Annotated in this window: 12 protein-coding genes and 3 pseudogenes; 8 read left to right on the plus strand and 7 right to left on the minus strand. The window is 67.9% G+C overall.

The features are described from left to right. Nucleotides 1-154 precede the first annotated feature (154 nt). Nucleotides 155-4,297 carry a carboxypeptidase regulatory-like domain-containing protein gene (locus ACFU8W_RS43870; protein WP_384050397.1) on the minus strand — a complete coding sequence of 1,381 codons (4,143 nt, stop codon included), beginning with the start codon at nt 4,295-4,297 and terminating at the stop codon, nt 155-157. A 474-nt stretch (nt 4,298-4,771) separates the two neighbouring features. Between ACFU8W_RS43870 and ACFU8W_RS43875 the strand changes: the two genes are divergently transcribed. From ACFU8W_RS43875 to ACFU8W_RS43890, 4 genes and pseudogenes are all read left to right on the plus strand, one after another. After that, nucleotides 4,772-5,386, plus strand: coding sequence for a winged helix-turn-helix domain-containing protein (locus ACFU8W_RS43875; protein WP_384050400.1), 615 nt, complete (start codon nt 4,772-4,774; stop codon nt 5,384-5,386). Then, nucleotides 5,386-5,825, plus strand: a pseudogene (locus ACFU8W_RS43880) (transposase). Before ACFU8W_RS43875 ends, ACFU8W_RS43880 begins: the two are co-directional and overlap by 1 nt. Before the next feature lie 840 nt (nt 5,826-6,665). Further along, nucleotides 6,666-7,568, plus strand: coding sequence for an IS110 family transposase (locus ACFU8W_RS43885; protein WP_384050335.1), 903 nt, complete (start codon nt 6,666-6,668; stop codon nt 7,566-7,568). A 12-nt stretch (nt 7,569-7,580) separates the two neighbouring features. Next, complete coding sequence (locus ACFU8W_RS43890; RefSeq protein WP_384050338.1) at nt 7,581-7,988, plus strand: transposase; 408 nt, start codon at nt 7,581-7,583, stop codon at nt 7,986-7,988. A gap of 125 nt (nt 7,989-8,113) precedes the next feature. Here ACFU8W_RS43890 and ACFU8W_RS43895 read toward each other — a convergent pair whose 3' ends face one another. Continuing rightward, entirely contained in the window at nt 8,114-10,000 is a 1,887-nt protein-coding gene (locus ACFU8W_RS43895) for a PE-PGRS family protein (RefSeq protein WP_384050341.1), read from the minus strand. Between the two features lie 564 nt (nt 10,001-10,564). On the opposite strand from ACFU8W_RS43895, the gene ACFU8W_RS43900 reads away from it, so the two are divergent. From ACFU8W_RS43900 to ACFU8W_RS43910, 3 genes are all read left to right on the plus strand, one after another. Then, nucleotides 10,565-11,173 carry a TetR/AcrR family transcriptional regulator gene (locus tag ACFU8W_RS43900; protein ID WP_384050343.1) on the plus strand — a complete coding sequence of 203 codons (609 nt, stop codon included), beginning with the start codon at nt 10,565-10,567 and terminating at the stop codon, nt 11,171-11,173. A 217-nt stretch (nt 11,174-11,390) separates the two neighbouring features. Further along, on the plus strand, nt 11,391-13,619 hold the full coding sequence (locus ACFU8W_RS43905) for an MMPL family transporter (RefSeq protein ID WP_384050346.1): 2,229 nt from the start codon (nt 11,391-11,393) through the stop codon (nt 13,617-13,619). Nucleotides 13,620-13,687: 68 nt separating this feature from the next. Next, entirely contained in the window at nt 13,688-14,338 is a 651-nt protein-coding gene (locus ACFU8W_RS43910) for a response regulator transcription factor (protein WP_384050349.1), read from the plus strand. A gap of 200 nt (nt 14,339-14,538) precedes the next feature. On the opposite strand, the pseudogene ACFU8W_RS43915 reads toward ACFU8W_RS43910, so the two are convergent. Continuing rightward, a pseudogene (locus ACFU8W_RS43915) lies at nt 14,539-15,434 on the minus strand (transposase); the annotation flags it as partial. A 121-nt stretch (nt 15,435-15,555) separates the two neighbouring features. On the opposite strand from ACFU8W_RS43915, the gene ACFU8W_RS43920 reads away from it, so the two are divergent. Beyond that, entirely contained in the window at nt 15,556-18,240 is a 2,685-nt protein-coding gene (locus ACFU8W_RS43920) for a SpoIIE family protein phosphatase (protein WP_384050352.1), read from the plus strand. A 120-nt stretch (nt 18,241-18,360) separates the two neighbouring features. Here the strand turns inward: ACFU8W_RS43920 and ACFU8W_RS43925 are convergent, their stop codons facing one another. The 4 genes and pseudogenes from ACFU8W_RS43925 to ACFU8W_RS43940 form a co-directional block, all read right to left on the minus strand. Continuing rightward, entirely contained in the window at nt 18,361-18,972 is a 612-nt protein-coding gene (locus ACFU8W_RS43925; protein WP_384050355.1) for a transposase, read from the minus strand. 613 nt (nt 18,973-19,585) lie between these two features. Continuing rightward, nucleotides 19,586-21,955: a hypothetical protein gene (locus tag ACFU8W_RS43930; protein WP_384050357.1), complete on the minus strand. Its 2,370-nt coding sequence runs from the start codon at nt 21,953-21,955 to the stop codon at nt 19,586-19,588. A gap of 465 nt (nt 21,956-22,420) precedes the next feature. Then, nucleotides 22,421-24,181, minus strand: coding sequence for an alpha-L-fucosidase (locus ACFU8W_RS43935; RefSeq protein WP_384050359.1), 1,761 nt, complete (start codon nt 24,179-24,181; stop codon nt 22,421-22,423). Nucleotides 24,182-24,472: 291 nt separating this feature from the next. Next, nucleotides 24,473-24,616: pseudogene (locus ACFU8W_RS43940) on the minus strand (carbohydrate ABC transporter permease); the annotation flags it as partial. Between the last annotated feature and the right edge of the window lie 99 nt (nt 24,617-24,715).

The raw sequence follows: 24,715 nt of genomic DNA on the forward strand, positions 1-24,715 counted from the left end.
ACCCTTCTACCGTTCGGGCGCCCCCCGGCGGTACTGCTGCTGTTCTTCATCGCCTACCCGGCTGTCGGGTGTTGCGACGTTGATTAGAACCCAAGCGGATCGGTGGCGGGGCCGTCAGCTGCCAGTGCGGGCCCCGGCCCGCGCGAGCGTTAGATCAGGCGCAGGTGGGGTCGGGTTTGAGAGAGAAGTCAGCCGTGGTCGCCTCGCGCGGCTCAACCTCGGCCGATGCGGTCTGCGACGCCCAGCTGTCCTTGGACGCGGTCACCGTTAGTGGGTTGCTTCTGACGTCGAGCCAGAGCGAGTAGTGACCGTTCTGGTCGGTCTTCAGCGTGTAGCTCGCCGTCTTCTTCGAGGTGATCTGCACGGTTGCTCCGGCAAGTGGCGTCGGCGTGCCGGTGCAGTCGGTTCCGGTGACCGTCCCGGTGATCTTCCCCCAGGTCTTGGGCGGGTTCACTACAAACGTCACCGGCACCGGCGCGATCCCGTACGGGGTCTTTGCGCTGATTATGAGCTGCGCGGTGAACGTGCCGGGCTGGGTGATCTCGGCGAGGTTCGCGTCGAAGCTCACGGTGACGTCAACGCTCTCGCCCGGCTGAAGCGTCACGTCGGTCTTGTCCTCCGACAGCCAGGGGACATCGGTGGTGTCAGCGCACTGGTCGAAGCCGGGCAGCAGCTCCGAGGTTGTAAAGGCGACAAAGCTTCCGGTAGTACCTCCGATCTTATAGAAGCCGCAGGCGGAGCCACCACGGTAGAAAGTGCGGCTGGAGTTGGGCAGTGCGGTCCAGGTGTTGGAACCCGGGTCGTAGGCGGAGCCCTTGTTGGTGAGCGTCCTGGAACCGTTGGTCACGCCGCCGGATACGAGGAGCTTCCCGTTTGCCGCTGAGTAGCCCATTCCCCACAGGTCGGTCGGCAGGTCGGCGATGGGAGTCCAGCTGTCGGACGCCCGGTCGTAGCTGTAGGCGTGCTCGGTGGTGGTACTTCCCGACAACCCGCCCGCGCAGTACAGCTTGTTCGCGATGGCGCCGCAGCCGAGCCAGGAAATCGACTCCGGGTAGGCCTTGCTCGAACTCCAGGAGTTCGTGGCCGGGTCGTACACCTGCACGTCCGTCGTGCCACAGGTGGACGCGCAGCCGCCGATGATGTAGATCTTGCTGCCCAGCACGGTCACGGCTGCGCCGGCATACGGCTTCGGGTTGTCGGCGCCGGTGGACCAGGCGCCGGTGAGCGGGTCGTAAATCTCGGTCTTGGCCACTGGATTCCCGTTCGCGCCCCAGCCGCCGAAGACGTAGAGCTTGCCGCCGTAGGCGGCCGCCTGGGGCGCTTCCCGGGCGACGCTCAGGTTCGGCAGGGCACTCCACCCCTCGGCACCTGGGTAGTAGACGTATGCCTTGCTGAGGATATGCGTGCCGTCGGCTCCGGCGATTGAGTAGACTTTGCCGTCGATGGTCGCCACGGCGTTGTCCATGATCGGGACGGGGTAGTCGGGCACCGTCGTCCACGGTGCCTCGTACGACGTCGCCGAGGGCTTGGCGGTCGCCGTCTGTGTGGTCTTGCCGGGCCGGAACCGCAGGGGGCTGTAGTTTCCCTTCACCTCCTGCAGCGGAGCGCCCTGCTGCGCCGCGGGCTGGTAGACGCCCGGAAGCTCATCGATCTTGGCGGTCACCGGGGCTGTTCCGGTGTTCTTCAAGGTCAGGGTGGAGCTGCCCTGGCCCTTCCAGGCGACCGTCTTGCTGAGATTGGCCGGGCCGACCGCGATCCGGGGTGCGGGCAGGGCAAACGTGCCGTCAGTTGCGCGGTTCGGGGCCACGTTGACGGTGATGTCCTGTGCGACGTAGTAGTTCCCCACCGTGGCGGAGAACTTGTGCTCCCCGGTGAGCGAGGAGAACATCCAGTAGAAGCCGTCGCCCAGCTTCGGGTCGTTCGGCGTCGCCGCCGAGGTCGTCTTCTCCGCGGGCTTGTCAGCCGAGGTCACCGAGGCGCCGTTGAGCCCGGCGCCGGTGTTCTTGTCGGTCACCCGGCCGACGACCAGGCTGCCGTCCACCGGGTCACAGGTGCGGTCGCCGATGAAGACGTCGTCAACCTGCCACCACCACCCCCACTTGGCGGTGAGGTGGAACCGTACCTGGACGTTGGCCTTGCCGGCAGCCTGGCGCAGGTCTACTACCTCGGTCCGCGGCCCCCGGGTGCTGTCCTTGGTGTGGTGCCAGGCGTTGGTCCACGTCTGGCCGCCGTCGACGCTGAGATCGACGTCCCCGGTCTGGCCGAACGAGAAGCCGTAGTAGTCGGTGCGGAAGATCAGGGAAGGGTGAGTTCGCTGACTGAAGTCCATAACCGGGCTGATCAGCGACGTGTCCTGGGTGTTTCCGTAACCGTAGTCGCTGCTGTCGACGATGGCGAAGCCGCCGGATCCGCCGGTCTTGTTGCCGCGCCTGCGGGGATCGTTGAACACCCAGGTCTGGCCGTTGCCCACCTTGTCATCGACGGTCCAGCCCGACGGCGTGGTGCCGCCGTTGAACGACTCGCTGGTACCGGCGTAGCGGTAGCCGTATCCGGCCGCGCTGCAGGTCATCGGGTCGACCGATGCATGGACGTCATGCGTCAGATCCGCCGAACCCACCTGAACATCCTGAGAGTCCTGCTTGTAACCCGGATACAACGGGTTGGCCTGCAGAGTGTAGGTGTTCCCGGCGGGCAGGCTCAGGGTGTACTTCCCCGTCTTGGGGTCGGTGTAGGCGACCGCCGTCGGCTCATCCTTGACCCGTACGGTCGCATACAGCGGCCAGCCCTGGCCAGAACCGTCATGGACCGTGCCGGTGACGTTGACACGCGGCTTCGCGGTCAGCGCGAAGTCTTTGGTCACCGTCTTCCCGTCAGCGATCGCGACACCCGGCACGGTCTTGCCGGCGTACCCGAACTTGCTCGCGCTGACGTCATACGTTCCCGGTGGCACGGTCAGGGTGAAGTGCCCCTGCCCGTCCGTCATTGCCGTGATGTCACCAACGGTGACCTTGGCCGCCGCCAGTGGAGCCGTGCCGTCGGTGACGGTGCCCGTGACAGTGCCGTTCGGCCCGGAACGGAACCCGGCGAGCCCGTTCGGGGTGCCTAGGCCGGTGGGCCCGTCATAACCCGGCCCCGCAGCGCACAGGTAGCCGGCAGGCGAGCAGCTGCCGTTTCTTCCGGACGTCACATCGTTGAGCGCGGACGGCTGGGCATACGGGTAGGAGTTCGGGGCCGAACCCGTCGCCGGTGTCCCGGCCAGCGCGTAGGCCGAGGCGATGATCGGGGCGGACGCGCTGGTGCCGCCGAAGACCTGCCAGCCACCGTGGTAGACCGCGACACCGGTGTTAGGGTCCGCCACCGCGGACACATCGGCGACCGCACGATGCGCGCAGCCGGTGTCCTTCTGGAACGACGGCTTGGACGCATAATTCGAGCAGCCACTGCCCGCACCACTCCACGCCGCCTCGGTCCAACCGCGGCTGGTGGAGGCGTTCTTGACCAGCGAGGTGCCACCGACCGCCGTCACATGCGGTGACGAGGACGGGTACGAGACGCCGTAACCGAAGTCACCGCTGCTGACGGTGATCGCGACACCGGGATGGTTGAAGTAGGCATCGTCGGCCTGGGTTTGGTCGGAACCTTCGCGGCCGCCGTAGCTGTTGGAGACGAACTTGGCGCCCTGGGCCACCGCTTGGTTCACGGCCGTACCGAGGTTGTCCACGTTGCTGTCGTCGGCCTCGACGAGCAGGATCTTGCAGGTCGGGCATATCGCGCTGACCATGTCGACATCGAGTGCGATTTCCGCGGCCCACCCGGCGTCCGGTGGCGGATAGTTCGTGCCGCCGCGCTGGTCGATCTTCTTGAAGCAGCCGTTGGTCGTGGTGCACGGCGGTAGCCCGTACTGCTGACGGTAGACGGCCAGGTCCGCCTCGGCGTTCGGGTTGTCGAAGGCATCCACGATCGCGACCGTCTCAGTGGATCCGCCAGAGGGCAGGTTGTACGCACTCTGCAGGTCGACGGGGCCGAAACCGGTGGGAGCGGCATCAGCCTGGAGACCCTTCGCTGCGACGATATCGGTGCGGACCATGGCGAGACAGGACATCTCGCCGGCCCTTGACGGCGTGGCGCACACCTGATTAGTAGGGTGCTGGCCAGGCGAGTTGGCGTCTGCGGCTTTTGTGGTCGGAACAGGATTCTCGGCGGAGGCAGCGGCGGCGGAGGTCGCGGCCGGCACAGTGATCACCGTGAGTGCGGCGACGGCGAGCGCCACGATCAGCGTGCAGACACGTCCGACCATTATGGTCAACGCGACCGGACGCGACCTGCGGCGGAATGGTCGCACGGAGGGGGGATGAGACACGTACAGCTCTCCTCGGGGTACATGCAAACCAAAATCGTGAATTCTCAAGCAGGCTGATCTCGACTCAGTCGTACTTCTGTAGTTGCGAGTTGCTTCCGCGTTCCGGCGTGCTTCGGTACTGAATGGTGTCCGTGATCAAGGGGAGCTTGAGGCCTTGATCGGGCCCTTTCGGCCGAATGGTGTTTGCCTCACGTCGGGCAGCGCACCGGGACTCTTCCACTGCGCCGCGACGGCGACCAGGGGATGCGGATGGCGGGAATCGACATGGCGGCGATCCGCCAAGTACGAGGTCTCCTTTAAGCCCGGCGTTTACTGACTTCGGCTCGTCAGGGTGAACTTTGTCGATGTGCCTGATGGGCCTGGGGTGCGGGCTGTATCTCGTGTTGTGTGAGATATGCGGATGGGGGCGGACTGACCGCTGAGGGGCGGCAGCGTCGGGAGGCCGTACGGCGGCAGGCGGCCGAGTTGTTCGAGCAGAAGATCAAGCCGCTGGAGGTCGCGCAGCGCCTCCGGGTGAGCCGGAAGTCGGCCTACCGGTGGCACCAGTTGTGGCGGGACGGCGGGATCGAGGCCCTGGTCTCGCGCGGGCCGGGCGGATCGCGGTGCCGTCTGTCGCCGCGCTGCCTGGAGAAGCTCGCCGCGTATCTGGAGGAGGGGCCGAATGCGCACGGCTGGGTGGAGGACCAGGTGTGGACCGCTGCGCGGGTGGCCACGCTGATCGGCCGGAAGTTCCACGTTTCCTACAGCGTCTCGGGCGCCACCCGGCTGATGCACCGGCTCGGGTTCTCCCCACAGGTCCCCGTGCGGCGGGTCGCCGAGCGCGACGAGGAGGCGGTGAAGGTGTGGAAGGAGGCGACCTGGGCGGAGGTAAAAGGGCCCGGGCGGCCTGCGGGGGCTACATCTGCTTCGAGGACGAAGCAGGCTTCACCCGCCGACCGCCCCGAGGCCGGACCTGGGGACGACGCGGACACTCCCGGTCGTGACGGTGAGCCCGCTGCTCGGGGCGGCTGTCGGTGGTCGGGCTGATGGCGATGCGGCCCGGCTCACGGACCCGGTTGTGCCATCGGCTGATCGCCCACCCGGGGGGGGCAAGGGCAAGCGCCGCAGCACGAGCGAGCGTGACTTCATCGCTCTGCTCGACGGCACCCACCAGGTCATCAAGGCACCGATCGTGTTGGTCCGGGACCGGCTCAACACCCATGTCTCCCGCACGATGCGCGAGTTGATCGACGCACGGGAATGGCTGACGGTGTTCCTGCTGCCCGCCTACTCGCCCGACCTGAACCCGGTCGAGGGCGTGTGGGCCCACGTCAAGCGCAGCCTGGACAACCTCGCTGTCGTCGCCCTGGATCGCTTGGAGGTCCTCGTCCGCAACCGGCTCAAACGACTCCAGTACCGGCTCGAAACCCTCGACGGTTTCATAGCCGGCACCGGCCTCACCCTCGGCAACCCGGCCTCACCCTGACAAGCAGAAGTCAGTAACGTGGGCGGGCTTGGTTTGCCTTGATCGACTCGGCGCGTTTGACCGTCTTGCCGACCCCGTAGTGCCTGGCCCGGTGCTTGTTCTTCGAGCCTGCAGGCCTACCGGGTCCCGGCCGGGACGGTTTCGGTGCAGCCGCCGGACGGGGACCGTGCGACACGATGCCGCGCGAATTTGAGTGGACTGACCGGTTGGAGAGGCGGTTGATGAAACCGTAGGTGCAGTCACGGGTCCGTGTCCGTATGACCCGTCCCCACCCTTGACGTGCGATGCCGGTAACGGCGCAGAGCCTGGAGCGCGCAGCCCAGAAGGAGCGCCGCCGCCAGGAGGTTGAGGAGGTGCTTCGCCGCCGGGAGGCGGGGAAGTGGCCGTGGTCCACCCGGCCCGGCCGGCCTGACAGCTCCTGCCCGCCCCGCCCGCCAGGGCCCGTCCGGAACCGAACCGTGGAATAGCTGGGCAGACAGTGAGGATGTCAGTGGCTTCTCCGAGGGGTCTGACTCATGGGCAGACGGACGTCGTCGGACTGTCTTGCGCTGGATCCGTCGATCCACTCGGAGAAGCCACTGACACGCGACCGGACGGGCATTCGTGACTCTATAGGAGTCGACCGTTCACCTGCGGTGACGCCCCGCGGGCGTGAAAATCGGTACAGGGGCTGTCCGCCGACGCCGCTTGATGTTTGGGCTGTGAGCCCGCATAGGAGTCTGGTGAGGGAGCCGTCCGAGGGGCCGCACACTGTCGCCTTGAGCACGCCGATCAGCTTCTCCGTCACCCCTCAGGCTCCCCGGGCAGCCCCTGCCCGAACCAGACAACAAGGGGCACTTCATGGAGGAATTGAGAGAAGACCACGACGACGGAACAGTCGCCAGGGTCGCGGCGATCGACATCGCCAAGGCATCCGGAATGGTCTGCCTGCGCGTCCCGCACGACACCCTCGAGGGCCGGCGCATCCAGAAGGTCTGGACGGTCGCCTCGACCACGAACGCCATCCTGGAGCTCGGCGACAAGCTGGTCTGCCAGGGCGTCGAGCGGGTCGTCATGGAAGCGACGGGATCGTACTGGCGCCCGTTCTTCTACCTGCTCGAAGCCCGCGGCCTGGACTGCTGGCTCGTCAATGCACGCGACGTGAAGAACGTCCCCGGGCGCCCCAAGACCGACAAACTGGACGCGGTCTGGCTGGCCAAGCTCGCCGAACGCGGCATGGTCCGGGCCTCGTTCGTCCCGCCCAAGGCCGTCAGGCAGCTGCGGGACTTCACCCGCACCCGCACCGTGTTCGTCCAGGAACGCACCCGCCACAAGCACCGCGTCGACAAGGTTCTGCAGGACGCGCAGATCAAACTGTCCGGTGCCGTCTCGGACCTGTTCGGCATGTCCGGGCGGGCCATGCTCGACGCGATGGTCGCCGGTGAACGCAACCCCAGCACCCTCGCCGACCTGGCCAAGGGCAGCCTGGTCAAGAAGAAGGCCGCCCTCATAGAGGCCCTGACCGGCCAGTTCGAGGAACACCACGCCCGGCTGCTGCGGGTGCTGCTGGCCACCGTCGACCATCTCACCGCACAGATCCAGGAACTCGACCGGCTCATCGCCCACACGCTGGAGGAGGTCACCACCCCGCGCGACGCGGGAGCGGGACGGTCCGCCGGCGGCGTGAACGCCCGCGTCCTGGCCGAGAAACTGGACGCCGTCCCCGGGATCGGCCCGGCCACCGCACAGATCATCCTCGCCTAGATCGGCGCGGACATGAGCCGCTTCCCCACCCCCGAACACCTGGTGTCCTGGGCCAAGTTATGCCCCCGCACGATCCAGTCCGGCGCGAAGAACACCACAGGCCCGGCCGGGCAGGGCAACCCCTGGCTCAAGGGCGGCCTCGGCGAGGCCGCGAACGCCGCCGCCCGCACCGACACCTTCCTCGGCGCCCGCTACCGCCGCATCGTCAAACGCCGCGGCCACGCCAAAGCCCTGGTCGCCGTCGCACGATCGATACTCGTCATCACCTGGCACCTGATCAACGACCCGGACGCCTTCTACCAGGAACTCGGCGCCGACTGGCATCAACGCCATCTCAATCCCGCCCGCAAGACCCGCGACCTCGTCCGCCAGCTCCAGGCCCTCGGTCACCAGGTCACCCTCGAACCCGTATCCGCCTGACCAGGCTCGCCTCGACATCCGGCCCGCAAGCGGCCCGGATGCTGCCGCCTGCCCTCCCGAACCTCGATTTTCCGATCAGCATCCAGCGGCACTACCCTGCGCTGCGAAGCCGCGGGGGACCCGTTCTAGAAGACAGCCGCTTCGAGCAAGTCATGCATCACGGCTACCGGAAGGGCGGGGTTTGCGGCCGTGGCGCGTGCGATGTCCGGGTCGAGGGAGGCCAGCAGCCGCAACAGGTCATCCTGCGGCAGTCGAGGGTCGCGCAGGGCGGCCTCCCGGACCTGACCGTCGGGGTCGGCAGCCAGCCGGAGGACGGAGGCGGGCGCGAGCCGCGGGTCCTGGAGCGCCGCCCGACGAACCTCGGGGGAGGGGTCGCGGCTCAGGCGCTCGAGGAGTTCGGCGGTGGAGTCCGGGTCGTCGAGGGCGAGTTGCCGCATCCGCGGGTGCGGGTCGGCGGCGTAGCGCAGCATTCCCGCGCGCGGGAAGCGGGGGTGCTCGCGGGGGCCTGGGCGGTTGGGTGCCGACGGGCGCGTCCAACGCTGCCAGACGTCCAGGAGCGTCTCCGGTGGCGTCTGAGGGCAGGACTCGGCGAGTGCCAGGCGCACGGCGTATGCCGGATCCCGGGCGAGGAGTTCGACGACGTCCGGGGGAAGGTCCGGGCAGCGCGCGGCGCCCACCCTGAGCAGGAGATGGCCAGACGCCGCCCAGCGCCGCACCTCCTCGGCGTCACACTGGCGGTCGCGGAACCACCACGGCTCGGTCTGGGGAACGTCGGGGTCGACATCCACTCGGATACGGGACCGCTCCTCCTCGGTGAGTTCCGGGCGCACGGACACGGTGAGACGGACCGTGTCGTCGGGGTCCTCCCCCAGGACGGCGACCAAGTCCGGGTGGAGATGCTCGTTGTACGTGACACTGTCGCGCCACCGGACGTCGGCCACGAGGTCCTCGGCGAGCTCCCGGTCGAGGACGCAGAACATCGCCGCGGCGTGCCGCCGGTCGTGGTCGAGGATGTCGAAGACGTCCTGCCCCATCGGATGTTCCCGGTGGTGGCACACGAGCGCCTCGCCGCGCACGTCCTGGTCGTCGTCCTCGAGAAGCCGGGCCCGCGCGGACGCGTCGAGAAGCGGCCAGACACGGGCACAGGCGGCCTCCCGCACCCAGGCGTCGGGATCCGCGGCCAACTGCACGCGCAGCCGGCCCGGCAGACTCGGGTGGCGGGCGATCCGGCTCCGCACGACGGGGTCCGGATCGGCGGCGAGGCGGCCGAAGAGGGCGTCGGACAGCGGCGTGTCGTGGTCCGCGGCCTCCTCGGCGATGAGCAGGCGCTGTTCCCGGTCCGCCGCGTCCAGCATGCGCTCCCACTGGGCGACCGAGGCGGCCTGCGTGGCCCGCAGACGTACCCACGGCTCTGGGTGGGAAACCGTCCAGGTGTCCACCACGTCAGGGCGGAGATGACGGCTGTAGAACATCAGGTGCCCCACCCCGTCCAGTGTCAGCAACCGCTCCAGCACGTCCGCGGACGCCGACGGATTGTCCGTCAGGCCCTCCAGCCGCGCCTTTCGTGCCTCCCGCTCGTACCACGCCGTGAGGCCCCGGCACAGGACCAGCCGCAGCTCGAAGGTGTGGTGCGTCACCCCGAGCACGCGCTCCCCGTCGAGTGAGAGCGTGAGGAACTCGGCCGGCCCGTCGGCGTCGCTCGAAGCACCGGACAGGTGCCACCCCTCGGTGAGACGCACGGGCAGCCAGCGCCCGTCCACCGCGAGGAGGAACCTTCCTTCCCCGTCGACCACTGCGTGCTCGACCGCGAGCCGGTGCCACTCCGCGTCGAGCTTGGCCGTGGCATCCGGGCGGTGGTCGTACACAACGGCCGCAGGCTTGGAGCCGTAGGCCCGCAGCGGACGCCACGCAGCCTCCGGGGGCGGGAGCTCTCCCGTGTCGCCGCGGCCCTCGATGATCTCCAGCCCCGCCCGCCGCAACCGTGCCGTGCTTTCCTCGTCCCCACTACTCATACGGCCATGATCGCCCAGGGCAGTCCTACGAGGGCGGCGGGGGCACCCGGTGCTCGTCGCGCAACAGCGGAAGCGGCTCGGGCAGCCTGAGCGTGCCGGGAAAGTCCATCCCACCCTGCCGCTCCGGCAGCGTGATCCGCTGCACGGCCAGACGTCCCTCGACCGAGCACTACCCGCTGCGCAGCGCCGTCGGGTGTGCGTCGGATGCCTTGGGCGGGGGTGCTGTCGTTTCTCGCCAACTCGTGAACAGAACCAGAGGGCGGAGCAGAGACCGTTGGCGACGGCGGTCCGCGGGGTGCTCCAGTAGAGAGTGCCCGCCTCCCAGGTCCTCTCCCTGGACGCGCTGCGCGAAGCGGTCAGCGACGACTTCTCTGTCAGGTTCAGCGTGTCGAGTTCTCTGTCAGGTTCAGCGTGTCGAGCTGAGGACCGCCGGTGGGCTCGGTCCTGGAAGCGTGCGGGTGGCCACCTCATCTATCGAAAATGCAGTTTTCGAAAACTTGATTTTCGATAGGTGAGGTGGCTACAGTTCTGGTGTCAGCAACGGACGCCGGATCAGGAGCAGTCATGGCCGAGGCACCGGTGGCATCGCGCCGTCGCAAACTCACCCCTGAGCGGGAGCGGGAGCTGCTGCGGGTGACGGCGGAGTTGGTCGGTGAGGTCGGATACGACCAGGTGACCATGGCGGCGGTCGCGCAGCGGGCCAAGTGCAGCACGGCCACGCTCTACCGGCAGTGGGAGAGCAAGCCCCGGCTCGTGATCTCGGCGTGGAAGGCCTGGAGTGAGCACGAGCGCGGCCTGTCGCAGATCGATACGGGCAGTCTGCGCGGTGACCTGATGGGTGTCGTGCGGCAGCTGGTGGCCGAGGACCCGGACAAGGACACGTTTGCGTCGATCCCTCCCGCCATCGTGCAGGACGAGGGCCTCATGGAGGTCGTCCGCGAGATCCTCGTATATCCGGCCGTGCGCGATCTGGCCCGGCTGCTCGAGCGTGCGGTGGACAGAGGGGAGATCGCTGCGGGCAACCCGGTGATCGGTCTGGCGGACCAGATTCTGCTCGGCCCGTTGGTCGCCCACGGCATCCTTTACGGCACTTCGGCCACCCAGGAGCTGATGGAGGCCATCGTCGACACCGTTCTCCTGCCCGCCCTCACAGCACAACCCGCCACCGTATGACCTCGTGACCTGAATCCCGGTACACCGGACCACGGCCCCGGCCAGGGTGTCGCCCCGGCCCTGTGCTGTCCGCTTCTGCTGACGACTTTCCGCGCCCGGAAGCGTGACGGCCATCTCTCTACTTCTGCATGCCCTCACGGCCCCGCAAGCGCGTTTTTGCCGGGCTCAGGGCATCGCACGCCCAAAATCCCCCTTCGACTCGGAGTTCTGCACCCTCATGGCTACCTTCCTGCACAGGATCGGCCGGTTCGCCTTCCGGCGGCGCTGGCTGGTCGTCCTTCTGTGGGCCCTCGTTCTAGGCGCTGTGGGCGCCGGCGCCGCCAACAGTTCAGGGCCTGCCAGCTCAAGCATCACGCTGCCCGGCACAGAGGCCCAGCGAGCCTTCGACCTGCTGGGGGAGAAGTTCCCGTCCGCCAACGCCGACGGTGCCACCGCCCGCGTCGTCATGCGGGCCCCCGACGGGGAGAAGATCAGCAACGCAGAGCACAAGGCCGCACTCGAAGCGACCTTGACCGAGGTCAAGGAGTCCTCCTCACGCGTCGGCCAGGTCACTGATCCCTTCGCAACGCAGGCGGTCAGCACGGACGGCACCACCGCCTACGCGCAGGTCACCTACACCGCCAAGGACACGGACCTGACCGACGGCGATCACACAGGTCTTGAGAAGGCCCTGGAGGCGGGCCGTGACCAGGGGCTGACGGTGGAGGCCTCCGGCAACGCGCTGGCGCCCCCTGCGGAGAGCCACGCGGCCGAGGTCATCGGCTTCGCCCTGGCCGCCGTCATCCTGGCTATCACCTTCGGCTCCCTGATCGCCGCCGGCCTTCCCCTGCTCACCGCTCTGGTCGGAGTCGGCGTGAGCATGGCTGCCATCACCGCGCTCAGCGGCCCGCTCGACCTCAACAGCAACACCTCAGCCCTCGCCACGATGCTGGGTATCGCCGTCGGGATCGACTATGCCCTGTTCATCGTCTCCCGCTACCGTTCGGAGCGCGCCGACGGGTACGACGCGAGGGAGGCCGCTGCCCGCGCGAACGGCACGGCCGGATCCGCCGTCGTCTTCGCCGGGCTGACCGTGGTCATCGCTCTTGCCGGTCTGGCTGTGGTGAAGCTGCCCATCCTCACCGCGATGGGCCTGGCCGCCGCCGGTGCCGTCGTCGTCGCGGTCCTCGTCGCCACCACCCTGGTTCCCGCGCTCCTGGGATTCGCCGGCGAACGCGTCCGCGGCAAGGCACGCAAGCAGACCGCCCCCGAGGCTGACGCGGCCAAGCCGGACAGGACGGGACTGGGGCAGCGGTGGATCTCCTACGTCCTGCGCAAGCCGGCGAAGGTCCTGCTCCTGGCGGTGGTGGCCCTGGGTGTGATCGCCCTGCCCGCCGCGAAACTCGAACTCGGACTGCCGGACGACGGCTCCAAGGCCACCTCGTCCACTCAGCGCAAGGCCTACGACATGCTGTCGCAGTCGTTCGGGCCCGGCTTCAACGGCCCCCTCACCGTGACCGTCGACGACCAGGATCCCGCCGTCGCCCGCAGCGGCGCCGCGGACATGGGCAAGTCCCTCGCAGACCTGCCGGCCGTGGCCGCGGTGACACCGGCCGCGTTCAACCCGGCCGCCGACACCGCCATCATCACGGTCATCCCCAAGAGCGCACCGGGCAGCGACGCGACCAAGGAACTCGTCGACGACATCCGTTCCCTGGCCAGTGACATCGAGTCGGACACCGGAGCCCGCTCCCTGGTGACCGGTACGACGGCGCTCAACATCGACACCTCCGACAAGTTCAGCGCGGCGATCGCGCCCTACCTGGCCCTCGTCGTCGGCCTGGCCGTTCTCGTGCTGATTCTGGTCTTCCGCTCGATTCTCGTGCCCGTCAAGGCCGCCCTCGGCTTCCTGCTGTCGGTGCTGGCCTCCCTCGGCGCGCTCGTCGCGGTCTTCCAGTGGGGATGGCTCAAGGATCTGGTCGGCTTGGAACAGACCGGCCCCATCATGAGTCTGATGCCCATCCTCATGGTCGGTATCGTCTTCGGCCTGGCCATGGACTACCAGGTGTTCTTGGTGACCCGTATGCGCGAGGCCCACATCCACGGCGCTGATGCCCGCTCGGCGATCGAGTCGGGGTTCAAGCACAGCGCCACCGTCGTCACCGCCGCAGCCCTCATCATGATCTCCGTGTTCGCCGGCTTCGTCGGCTCCCAGGACGCCATGATCAAGGCACTGGGCTTCGGGCTCGCGGTCGCCGTCGCCTTCGATGCCTTCATCGTCCGCATGACGATCGTGCCCGCCGTTCTCGCCCTCCTCGGCAAGCGAGCATGGTCACTGCCCGGTTGGATCGACCGCATCCTGCCCAGCGTTGACATCGAAGGCGAGAAGCTCACCCGGCACACACCACCCCCCGCCCTCACGGAACGCGAGCCCAGTTTCGCCGGCTCTTCGGACGAGCACCGCTGACACCCCCCGCCTCTCAGGCCCGCGGCCGCCACGGCGCCGCGGGCCTGCCATCTGCCCGAAGGACGGCGATGCACCGCGTAATCGTCGCGGGCGGCGCCACTCTCGTACGCGACGCCTACGCGCACATCATCGACGGATCCCCCACCTTCACCCTCCAGGCTCAGACACCCACCTTTGCCGAGGCCCTCACCTTCCTCGCCACCACACCGAGCGACATCCTCCTGATCGAAGCCCACGAGCTCGCCGGTGTCCCACCGGTCGCGACCCAGCAGTCACTGCGGCAGGCTGCCGCCCGGACCCGAGTCGTCCTCCTCGGGAACCCCCCGACGGACCTCGCCCTCCTTGTGGGCGCAGGAGTGACCGGCATCCTCGGCCTGCACCTCGAACTCGACCACTTCTTCACCGCCCTCGACCTCGTCAGCCGCGGCGGAATGGTCATCTCACCCGCCCCCACCCACGCGACTTCGGCACCCCTCAGTCCTCCAGCACTCGCATCGCTCTCCAACCGAGAGCGCCAGGTCCTTGCCCTCGTCCCCACCCAGCCCAACAACGACGCCATCGCCCAGCTGCTGGGCCTCAGCCCCCTCACAGTCAAGACGCACATCAACCGGATCAGGCACAAACTCGGCGCGTCCAGCCGCGCCCACCTCGTGGCCATCGCATACGAGAGCCGACTGGTCACCCCCGGACTCACCCCCCATGCCCCCACCGGCAAGTAGAAGACCGGAAGACAGATGCTCACAATCCAGCGCCAGCCGACAGGTGCGACAGCGCAGTTACCGGCCGGCGGCGCAGCCTCGTCCATCCCGACCGGCCTCCCGGCCCCGCTCGACGATCGTTACGCCACAGCCGGAACGGCTCCGGAGGTTCTGTAAAGTTAACGGCCCTGTCTCACATTCGGTGGTGAAGGAGAGTGCCGCTATCCGAGGAGGATGCGGTGGCGGAGAAGGGTGAAGCCTGCTCGTCCGCGCATCTGGCGTGCGATCCGCTTGGTTTTGGTGTTGACGCCCTCGGTGGGGCCGTTGCTGTACGGAAGCGTGAGCGCGGCGATCACGACGTCGCGGTCTCGGTCCAGGCCCCGGGTGAAGGAGTGCAGATGGGGCAGATCGGTTGCGCGGACCTGGTCGATCCAGCGCGAGAAGCCGTCGATATTTTCTTCGCAGGGCGTCAGGAGTTCCGCGAAGTCCCTGATAATGGCGTTCAGCTGCATCATCTCGGGGCAGGCGGCGGTGAGCCGGGCCAGGACGTCGTGATGTTCGGTCTTGAGGTTGGCTGGCTTGGTGAGGATCATCCGGGCGAGTCTGCGCGGGGAGATGTGGCTGCGGGCGGCGTCCGCGCGGCCTTGGTTGATGCGCGCAGCCTTGGTTGATGTACTTGTGCAGGAGGTTGAGGCAGCCGGTGAAGCCGAGGGCCTTGATCTCTTCGAAGAGGTGCTTGACGGGGACGGCGGGGTCCTCGACGCGGCGTTTGCGCAGGTGCTCGCGGTAGGGATCGACGAGGCTGGCGCGGTATTGGGGACGCGGAGCATGCGCTCGGGCCGGTCGGCGCGGGCGTAGCGTTTGACGGTGTTCAGGGCCAGTTGCAGGCGGCGGGCGCACTCGAGGAGGCCCACGCCCTGGTCGAGCAGGCCGCGGACCTGGCGCCAGCGTTCCAGGGTGGTCTGGGCTCGGGCCCCTCGTAAAGCGGCGTGTCCAGCACAGTGGCCCAGCAGTTGCTGTGCGCCTTGACCTCGCTCAGGGCGGCTTCGCACATGTTGTGCCACAGATGCCACCGGTCGGCGACCTGCACGGCGTCGGGCAGGGCGCGGCGGATGGCCGCACAGCACATTCCCGCCGGCCCGCTGATACTTCGGCTACGCGGTGTCGTCGAGTCAGCCCGTCAAGTATGTACTACCCATAATTTGAGTGTGGCGACAGATCGCCCGGTTCGGGAATTCATGTCTCGTCTGGTCCGAAGGTCCCAGGTCTCTGAGTCACGGTCTGGGTCCCTCAAGCGCGGGCTGGCGGCGCAGAGCGTTGCCGGACAGGTCTTTCTGCTGCAAGTGGTGCTTGTGGGGCTGCTGGCCGTCGCCGCGGCGGTGTCCTTGGTCCTCCAGGCCCGGCACGACAGCACACAGGAGGCCCGTCACCGGACCCTTTCGGTCGCCCAGACCTTCGCCAACGCACCCGGGACCGCAGCAGCGTTGGACGGTCCAGATCCGACGGCCGTGCTGCAGCCCCGGGCCGAGGCGGTCCGCAAAGCGACCGGCGTGGCCTACGTCGTCGTCTCGAACACCCACGGGATCCGCTACACGCACCCGAATCCACACCTCATCGGCAAGCACATCCTGCGCCCCTACCAGAAGGCGCTGCAGGGCATTCCCGTGACGACGGAGCTCAGCGCCAGCGTCGGGCCGGCTGTGGACTCGACCGTCCCCGTCTTCCGGAGCGACGGTTCGGTCGCCGGTATCGTCGGCGTCGAGATCACGCTCAGCGACGTCAACCAGTCCGCCGGCCGCCAGATGCCGGTCATCCTCGGCAGCGCCGCCGGCGCACTCCTCCTCGCCGTCGGAGGCTCGGCCCTGGTGAACCGACGCCTGTCCCGGCTGACCCGCGGCCTCGGCCCCGCCGAGATGACGCGCATGTACGAGCACCACAACGCGGTGCTGCACTCCGTCCGGGAGGGAGTGCTGATCACCGACGGACAGCGGCGTCTGGTGCTGGCCAACGACGAGGCCCGCAGGCTGCTCGGACACCCGCCGGAGGCCGAAGGGCAGCCGGTCGCCGAGGCCGGCCTCCACCCCCGGATCGCCGAGCTCCTGGAGGCCGGCCGGCCGGCTACCGACGAGGTGCTGCCGGTGGGGGAGCGGCTGCTCGCCGTCAATCTGCGGCCCACCGGCGACGGGGGCGGGCCGCCGGGCATGGTCGCCACCCTCCGGGACACCACCGAACTGCTTGCGGTGACCGGACGGGCGGAGACGGTGCGGGAGCGGCTGCTGCTCGTCTACGAGGCCGGCGCACGGATCGGCACCACCCTCGACGTGACCACGACCGCGGAGGAACTGACCCAGGTGGCCGCCCCGCGGTTCTCGGACTTCGCCACGGTGGACCTGGCCGAGGCGGTGTTCCGCGGGGAGGAGCCCAGCGAGTCGGACGGCACGGTCGTTCAGATGCGGAGGGCCGCCCTCGCCGGCCTTCGCGATGACCACCCCCTGTACCCGCTGGGCCGGGTGACCGGCATCGTGCCCACCAGCATCGGCTCGCTGGGCGGCAGCGACCGGCACCGCCTGTCCGAGGGAACCGTACTCCGCTGGCAGCGAAGGGACCCGGAGCGCGCCGAACGGGTCCTCGCATACGGCTTCCACAGCGTCCTCTCCGTCCCCCTGCACGCACGGGGCGTGGTCCTCGGCATGGCCAACTTCTGGCGCTCGGAGAACCCAGCGGCGTTCGATGAGGACGACGAGGCATTCGCCCAGGAGCTGACGGCCAGGGCGGCGGTGTGCATCGACAACGCCCGCCGCTACACCCGCGAACATGAGACGGCCGTGACCCTGCAGCGCAGCCTTCTGCCGGGCGGGGTGCCCGAGCAGAACGCCCTGGACACTGCCCACCGTTACCTGCCGGCCGAAGCCGGGGTGGGCGGGGACTGGTTCGACGTCATCCCGCTGCCAGGGGCCCGCGTCGCCCTGATGGTGGGCGACGTGGTGGGCCACGGCCTGCACGCCGCCGCCACCATGGGGCGGTTGCGTACCGCCGTCCACAACTTCGCCACTCTCGACCTGCCGGCCGAAGAACTCCTCGCGCGCCTCGACGAGCTGGTCTCCCGGATCGACCAGGAGAGCACCGCCGACGGAACCGAGATCGCCGGGGCCACCTGCCTCTACGCGATCTACGACTCGGTGGCGGGCCGGTGCTCCCTGAGCCGGGCGGGACATCCCGGCCCCGCGCTGGTGCTGCCCGACGGATCGGTGCACTTCCCGGACAGCCCCGCCGGTGTCCCCCTCGGTGTCGGTGGCCTGCCGTTCGAGGCGGTGGATCTCGACGTGCCCGAAGGCAGCCGGCTGGTGCTGTACACCGACGGCCTCCTCGAAACCCGCGACCGGGACATCGACGACGGCATGGAGCTGCTGCGGCAGAGCCTTGGCCGGGCCGGGCGTACACCCGAGGAGACGTGCACGCAGGTGCTGGCGGCGCTCCTGACCGGGCCGCCCGACGACGACGTGGCCCTCCTGGTGGCCGGCACCCACGTTCTCGACCCGTCCCGGGTGGCCGTCTGGGATGTGGAGCGCGCCCCCGCCGCCGTCGCGCCCATCCGCCGCGAGGTCGCCGACCGGCTCTCCGCCTGGCATCTGGACGAGGATGCCTTCGTCACGGAGCTGATCCTCAGCGAACTGCTCACCAACGCGGTCCGCTACGGTACCGACCCCGTCCGGGTCCGCCTGCTGTACGACCGGACCCTGGTCTGCGAGGTCTCCGACGCCAGCAGCACCGCACCACACCTGCGCTACGCGGCCATGACCGACGAGGGCGGCCGCGGCCTGTTCCTCGTGGCCCAGCTCGCCGACCGCTGGGGAACCCGCTACACGGACACCGGGAAGGTCATCTGGTCGGAGCAGACACCGTCGCGGACACCGGACCGGTGAACCGGTGACGCTGAAACCGCAGGTCAAACCCTTGAATGTGTCTCCGCGGCTGGCCAGTGTGGGTGCCGCCGGTCCGGGGTTGCGCCGCTACCGGTAGTTCGTTGAATCCGGCGGTATAGGTCAATGCCATGTCCGGTGGTGACTGCGTCGATCAGGGCTTGGAGCTCGGAGGGTGGGTCCTTGTCCGTCCAGGCTCGGGCCTCGATGGGGGGTGTGCGGCTGGTCGGCCGGGGCCCAGACACCGTTGCGCGGTTTGAGAGCCACCACGTAGGCCAGCTGCGCATCGCGTAGTGCGAGGTACCAGTCGTCGCTGACGAAGTAGGCGCAGTCGGCGACCACCGCCCGGCAGCCGAAGCCCGCCTCTTTCCCGCGGGCCGCGAGAGCAGCGGCCAGCTGCGGTTTCGTGCGGAAGGCCGGATCGGACCGGCCGCGGGTGAAGTGATGGGCGGGTGGGTAAGGAGTCGCGTGCAGCGGGTAGTACACGCGGCCGTCACTCCACACCGTGGTCACCGTGACGATGCCGTTGTCCGTCTTGCCGTACCGGCCCATCCACTGCCGGCCCACATGCGCGGTCGCCGTGCCGTCCTTGCGGTCCCCAAAGTCGTCGATCACGATGACCCCACCATCGTGCGGAGCCGTCGCCCGCTGCTCGCGCAGCAGTTCAAGCCGCCGGTCATTGATCTCCTCGACCTCCCAGGGGGACTCGGACAGGAAGAACTGCAGCCGCTGCACCCCCAGCCATCCCGGCGCCGGCCACCGGCTCAGCGCCTGCCAGACAGGTGATCGTCTTGTTCCGCTCCCGTGGCGCCAGCAGTCCGGCCAGGTACTCGCGAAAACCCCGCCGCTGCGCCAGGCTGAAGAAGAGGTCGTCGAAACGGGCCGCGTACTCTTCCAACGGCCCCGGTGCAGGCGGACACGGACGGCGAGCGGTCATCTTCAGCCCCCAGCAAGGCAGTTGACTCCTTCCCACCGGCCTGCGACCAATCCGACCTGCCGTCAACCCGCACCAACTCCGGATTTAACGAACTGCCGGTAGCTGCATGAGGTGTCTTTCCGCGCGATAGCCGCGGGAGAGGTTGAGGGTGTCCGGCGGGCGGCGGGTCAGCAATCAGGTCAGCAGGTGCTGGCCCCTCTCGTTCTCTGTCCCGGCCCGGGGCGTTCGGTCTGGCCTCGTCGCGGCCAGGGGCGCCGGAGCAGGGCGCTGTCCGGTAGGGGGTTGCGCTATGGGTTGCGCAACAGCTGGAGCTGACCGGTTGGCGCGTGACGCACCCCCGTCGAACGTGGCCGCCGCGCTGGTGTCACCCGGGCTCGGTGTTCGCCTCCGGAGAGTCGAGCGGCGTGCCGGTCACCTGGACCCGGAAGGCGGCAGTGCAGCGGGCTTGGCTGGCGGGGCCACCGGCTTGACGCCGTGGGGGGTCACGACGTACCACGTGAAAGTCATCGGCGGCAGGGTCACCTCGAGTTGGACGTTGCCGTTGGAGTCGATCGTGAGGTTGCGAGGCTCGCCCTCGCCCTCGCGGTAGATGTCGGCGGTGGTATCGGTGGGCGTCGCGCTGGGGTAGCTGCCCGACCAGTTCGGCTTCGGGAATAGCTCGGTGACCGGGTAGGGGCCGAACACCGGGATGTCCTTGGTGTCGAGGTAGGACCCCGGGACCGGCTGTGGCGCCTCAGTCAGATCGGTCATGCCCGTGTAGTACAGCGGCACGGTCAGGCTCTGGGTGCGCTCCTCGTCGGTCTGGTTGAACACCGCCATGAGAGCCCGCTCGTTGCCTTCGGAACGTGCGTGCATGAACGCGTCGATGCCCGTGCCGCGGGCCAGGTTGCCGGGCTTGTGCCGGGGCGGGATCAGATGCACGATGTCGGCGGTGACGAGGCCGCGGTAGGTCTTGTAGATGTCTGTCCAGTACTTCACCACCGACCGGACGTCGGGATCGCCGTCGTCCATCGTTGTGCCCCGGAAGGTCGGGTTGACGCCGGCCAGGAAGCTTTGGCCGATTCCCCAGCTGTAGTCGAACAGGTTCTTCTTGAGGGGCTTGAAGGCGGCGGCGGTGCCGCCGCCGTGGTAGACGTCAATTGGCATGAACGTCCAGGTTGCCGACGGGACCTTCTCGTACGTGCCGTTGTAGATGTACTGTCGGCCGTGCATCAGCTGCTGCTGACGCGGCTGGCTCCAGCCGTTCTCCTGGTAGCCGATGACGTTCTTGTTGCTGCCGTTGAAGTAGTGCAGGTCGGGCGCGTTGATGTAGACGTCGCGCTCGCGCATCATCTTGTAGAGGTCGTTGCTGAAGGTCCACTGCTTGTAGACCGTGTCCGCACCGCCGTCGGCGTAGGCATGGTTGGCCTCCCCGCAACGGAACATGGGCCAGGGCCCGTCGAGTTCGACAACACCCATCCCGGTGGCATCGATACTGTTCTGCACCCGACTCTGGAACTCTGCGAAGCCTGTGGTGCCCAGGCCCATCACGGTGCCCCAGTCAGTGCCCGCACAGCTGCTCTCGGCCGGGTCGAAGATCTGCCCGGTGGTGAGCAGCGTGTACCCTCCCGGGTTGAGGCCGTTGGCGCGCACGGCGTCGAAGTCGGCTTTCTTCCGGGAGAGGTAGGCCGGATTGGTGCTGAGCATGTTGAAACCGCTCCCGAACGACTGGATCACCATCTCGAAGCCCATGGCGGCGCTGGCGGTCGCTGAGTTCCGTAGTGCGGTCGGGTCGTCCGATATCAGGTGGTAGAAGAGCGGGTTCTCGGTGATCTGGGGCGCGAGCGTGCGGTACATCGCCTTGATCTCCATCTGCTGCGCCTCGTAGTGATCGGTGCTGTGCAGCAGGAGGAAACTGCGGAAACCGTCGAAGTGCCCGCCCCAGTGCGGCTCCTCGGTTCCGATGCGGTACGCCGGACCGTCCTTGTAGAGGACGGTGTAGGTCCTGTGGTTGCCCTCGTCGGTGGTGGTGTAGGTACGGTCCTTGTCGTTGTTGCGGTATGCGTTGTCGGTGCCTCCGTGATAGTCGGTGTCCAGATAGAGCCGCCCGGCCAGCTGAGAGTGCACGTGCAGCTGGTCGACCGTGAGGTGGTTGATCATGACCGGTGTCGCGCTGGTGTTGTCGACCGAGACCTTCTTCATGACGGTGGCGATGCCGTCGTAGATCTCATAGCGCGCGGTCACCGTGACGCCGTGCAGCTTTGCCGCGAGGCTCGGGTGGGGGCGGAAGGTGACCAGGAGTGCCTTGCCCTTGGCGGGCCACGGCCGCTTTTCGGCGTACGGCTTGAGGGTGACCCCGTCCTTTTCGTAGGGGGTCCACTCGTACGGCTTCTGCGTGCTGTCCTCGATCCGGTGCGAGGCGTAGACGAAGCCACCGGAGGCGTTCGTTCCTCCGACGTCGTACGTGGTGCCGTCCAGGACGATCGTGGCCTCCGGCTCGCCGGTGTGGTCGAGCATCTCCTGGCCCGTGCCCAGGTTCTTCAACGAGGTGGTCGTGAAGTTGGGTGCGGTGTGGAAGGAGCGCCGCACGATCCCGTTGGCCATCGTGACGGAGCGACCGTGGACGGAGATGGTCGACGGCGTGGTCACCGGGTGGACGACCCAGTCCTGGGACAGCGCCGGGCTCGAGGTCGCGGCGCTTGCACTGGCCCGGGTGGCAAGGGGGACGGCCGCGGCGGCGAGACCGGCCGCGGCCATGGTGCGCAGCATCCCGCGGCGCGTCAGTCGCTGGTAACCGTACATGGGGATTCCCTTCGATGAGAACGACGCTCAGAACTGCCTGATCCTGCTGAGACGATGAGCGGATGGATGGTGACGAGCCGTGCCGGTCATGGACGTGCTCATGCCGTGGCAAGCCGGCTCAGCCCTTCGTGGTGGCACCGGTCAGGCCGCAGACGAAGTGGTTCTGGAACGCGAGGTAGAAGGCCAGCTAGGACGGGCAGTGTGGCCAGCAGCATGAAGGCGAACACCGCCCCGAAGCCATGCTGGTAGGGGCCGAGGGTGTGCAACACACGGCGTACGCCCCCAGGGCTTATACGCCACATACAGGTCTCTTTCAGCGTGACGGTGATCCATCGCGCGCGTCCGGCTCGACCGGCTCACTACCCACGTCGATCTCGTAGTCGTGCTGCGCCCGCGGCTGGCCCGAGCTCTGGTATGCCGTAATCGTGAACCGCGCTGTTCCCCGGATTTCTCTGGGTTGGCGGATCATCCAGTTACTCGGAGGGCGTCGACGAGCATGTAGGTACCGGACTTCTTGACGACCCTGATCGTGTGCGTCCCCGCGGTGAGCCCGTCGGCCTTGAACAGCACCTGCTGGGTCTGTTTGGTCGCCGAGTAGCAGTCGACGGTTCCCTTCAGGGTGCCATCCAGGTAGACGTCCACCTGGCCCATGTCGGTGTTCCGCTCCGTGATGTACTCGATGCCGCTCCCGGAGAAGGTGAACTCGGCCGAGTCGCCGTCGGTGCGGGTGTAGTGAACATCCCCGTTCAGATCGCCTGGCCGGCCACTGCTGCCGGCCCAGGAGCCGACGTACCTGATCAGGAAGTCGGTGTCGTTGTAGAGCCCTCCTTCGGGCTCGGGCACAGGGGCCCCTTCGCGCACGACCTTGCGGACCTGCTCAAGCTGGGCGAGCTGTGCGGGGTCCAGCCTGCCGTACCTGTTGACCTTGGTGTCCAGACCGATCGCGGCGCCCTGGCCAGTGGCCGCATTCAACCAGCGCACAAGCGAGGTGGTGTCCTTTGACGTGCCTTTGTTGCCCCAGCCGGCCCAGCCCGGATCGTTTGCGCCCAGGTAGGTGAAGTCGAACCACTGGGTGCTCTGCTCGGCGTCGGCCCATCGCCCACTCGAGGGCATGGCACCAATGTTTCCGGACTCTCCTGGGGTGTAGTCGTCGTAGACCGAGGTGGGCTGATGATTACGCGCGCCCAGGCCGGAGTTCAGCGTGATGATCCGGTCCGGGTTGCCTGCCTTGAGCGCTGCGGCCAGGCTGGACCAGTTGTAGGGCTTGGTCATGTCCTGATAGGCGGGCTGCAGCCCGGGGAAGACCCCGTCGACCCACCAGCCGGCCAGCTTGGTCCCGTAGCGCTCGGAGTACTCCCTGATGACCGACTGCCACTTGGCCATGGTGTCCTGGGAGGGCACGCCATCCGTACCGGGGGTGTATCCGAAGGCTTTGGTGATCGCGTAGTCGCCGGGTTGCTTGTGCGCCGAGTGCGGCGGGTTGGCCGGAATGTAGAGGACCAGCTTGATGCCGCGCTTGGCCAGCGCGTCGGCGATCTCCATGGGCAGGTCGCGCCCGGCAGGGGTACGCTCGCCCGGCTGGAGCCCGGCGATGCGCTCGTAGGCATGGTTGGGCGCGAGCATATAGCCGCTGTTCTGACCGAGGGTGAGAATGGCGAACCCGGCGCCCGCCTTCTCCATGTCATCGGCGTAGGCCTCTACATCGAAGGTCTTGAGGAGATCGTCCCAGGACTCGCCGTCCTGCCACTTCTCCTCGGGGGAGGCAGCCACCCGGTTGAGGTAGTTCGACAGGAAGTGGTGGGAGAGGCCGTATCGAGCGTTGTGCAGCCAGTCCGTACCAGGGTTGCCCTCGGCGGTCTTGACCAGCACGGGCGGGGACAGGCGGGACCTGCCGGTCATCCCGGTCTCGTCCACCGGCGTGACCTCGGCGCGGAGGTACTGGCCGCCGTAGCTCAGTGGAATACCTATGTTGCGGGTCAGAACACCGGTGAGCGGGGTCCACGGGCCGTCCTTTGCAGGCCCGGCGAGCCAGCGGAAGCGGGTTGCACCTTCGGTGTCGCCGTCGGGGTCCTGGAAGCGGTAGCCAACCTCGAGGCCGCCCTTGGTCCGGGCCGAACCGGTGATCTTCAACTGCTGCGCCGTGGGCGGATGGGAGGCGTCAGCCAGCGCGGGTGGAGCGACGAGTACTGCGGTGGCCGTGATTGCCAGAACGAGGGAAGAACGCATGACTCTCCCAGGGTGATTACAACTCGACGACGGTGCTGGTACGGCGGGCGCGTTGGGCGGCGAAGGCTACGCGGTGGCTGTTGATGCATCGCCGGATGCCGGAAGGATCACCATGCGCCGACCGCAGACAGGGTGCCGGCGGGCAGCATCGCGGCTGCCAACGTACCGCCTGTTCGGCGAAGTACGGCTCCGCGCGGGGTGTCTGGGAACCGGGCGTGGGCTCCGATAACTGCATGATGGTGCTCCTGTCATCTTTGACGGAAACTGCGCTGCACCGGCCGCGTCTGCCGGTCAACCCTTCGTGGCGCCACCGGTCAGGCCACGGACGAAGCGCTTCTGGAACGCGAGTTGGAAGGCCAGGACGGGCAGCATGGCCAGCAGCATGAAGGCGAACACCGCCCCGAAGTCCTGCTGGTAGGGGCTGATGGAGCGGAAGGGGAGGTCGCTCGGCAAAGAATTTAGCTAAGTAAGTTTCTTGGCAATATTGCTGTTGGGGCGTCAATGTAGATAGCGTGACGCTGTGAGTCAAGACAT

The organism is Streptomyces sp. NPDC057565, assembly GCF_042801455.1.
GTDB classification, from domain to species: Bacteria; Actinomycetota; Actinomycetes; order Streptomycetales; family Streptomycetaceae; genus Streptomyces; species Streptomyces yanii.

Bases quoted from the DNA above. Each gene is read 5' to 3' on its own strand.
- ACFU8W_RS43870 (WP_384050397.1), bottom strand. From the start codon at position 4,297: ATGGTCGGACGTGTCTGCACGCTGATCGTGGCGCTCGCCGTCGCCGCA.
- ACFU8W_RS43885 (WP_384050335.1), top strand. From the start codon at position 6,666: ATGGAGGAATTGAGAGAAGACCACGACGACGGAACAGTCGCCAGGGTC.
- ACFU8W_RS43890 (WP_384050338.1), top strand. From the start codon at position 7,581: ATGAGCCGCTTCCCCACCCCCGAACACCTGGTGTCCTGGGCCAAGTTA.
- ACFU8W_RS43895 (WP_384050341.1), bottom strand. From the start codon at position 10,000: ATGAGTAGTGGGGACGAGGAAAGCACGGCACGGTTGCGGCGGGCGGGG.
- ACFU8W_RS43900 (WP_384050343.1), top strand. From the start codon at position 10,565: ATGGCCGAGGCACCGGTGGCATCGCGCCGTCGCAAACTCACCCCTGAG.
- ACFU8W_RS43905 (WP_384050346.1), top strand. From the start codon at position 11,391: ATGGCTACCTTCCTGCACAGGATCGGCCGGTTCGCCTTCCGGCGGCGC.
- ACFU8W_RS43910 (WP_384050349.1), top strand. From the start codon at position 13,688: ATGCACCGCGTAATCGTCGCGGGCGGCGCCACTCTCGTACGCGACGCC.
- ACFU8W_RS43920 (WP_384050352.1), top strand. From the start codon at position 15,556: ATGTCTCGTCTGGTCCGAAGGTCCCAGGTCTCTGAGTCACGGTCTGGG.
- ACFU8W_RS43930 (WP_384050357.1), bottom strand. From the start codon at position 21,955: ATGTACGGTTACCAGCGACTGACGCGCCGCGGGATGCTGCGCACCATG.
- ACFU8W_RS43935 (WP_384050359.1), bottom strand. From the start codon at position 24,181: ATGCGTTCTTCCCTCGTTCTGGCAATCACGGCCACCGCAGTACTCGTC.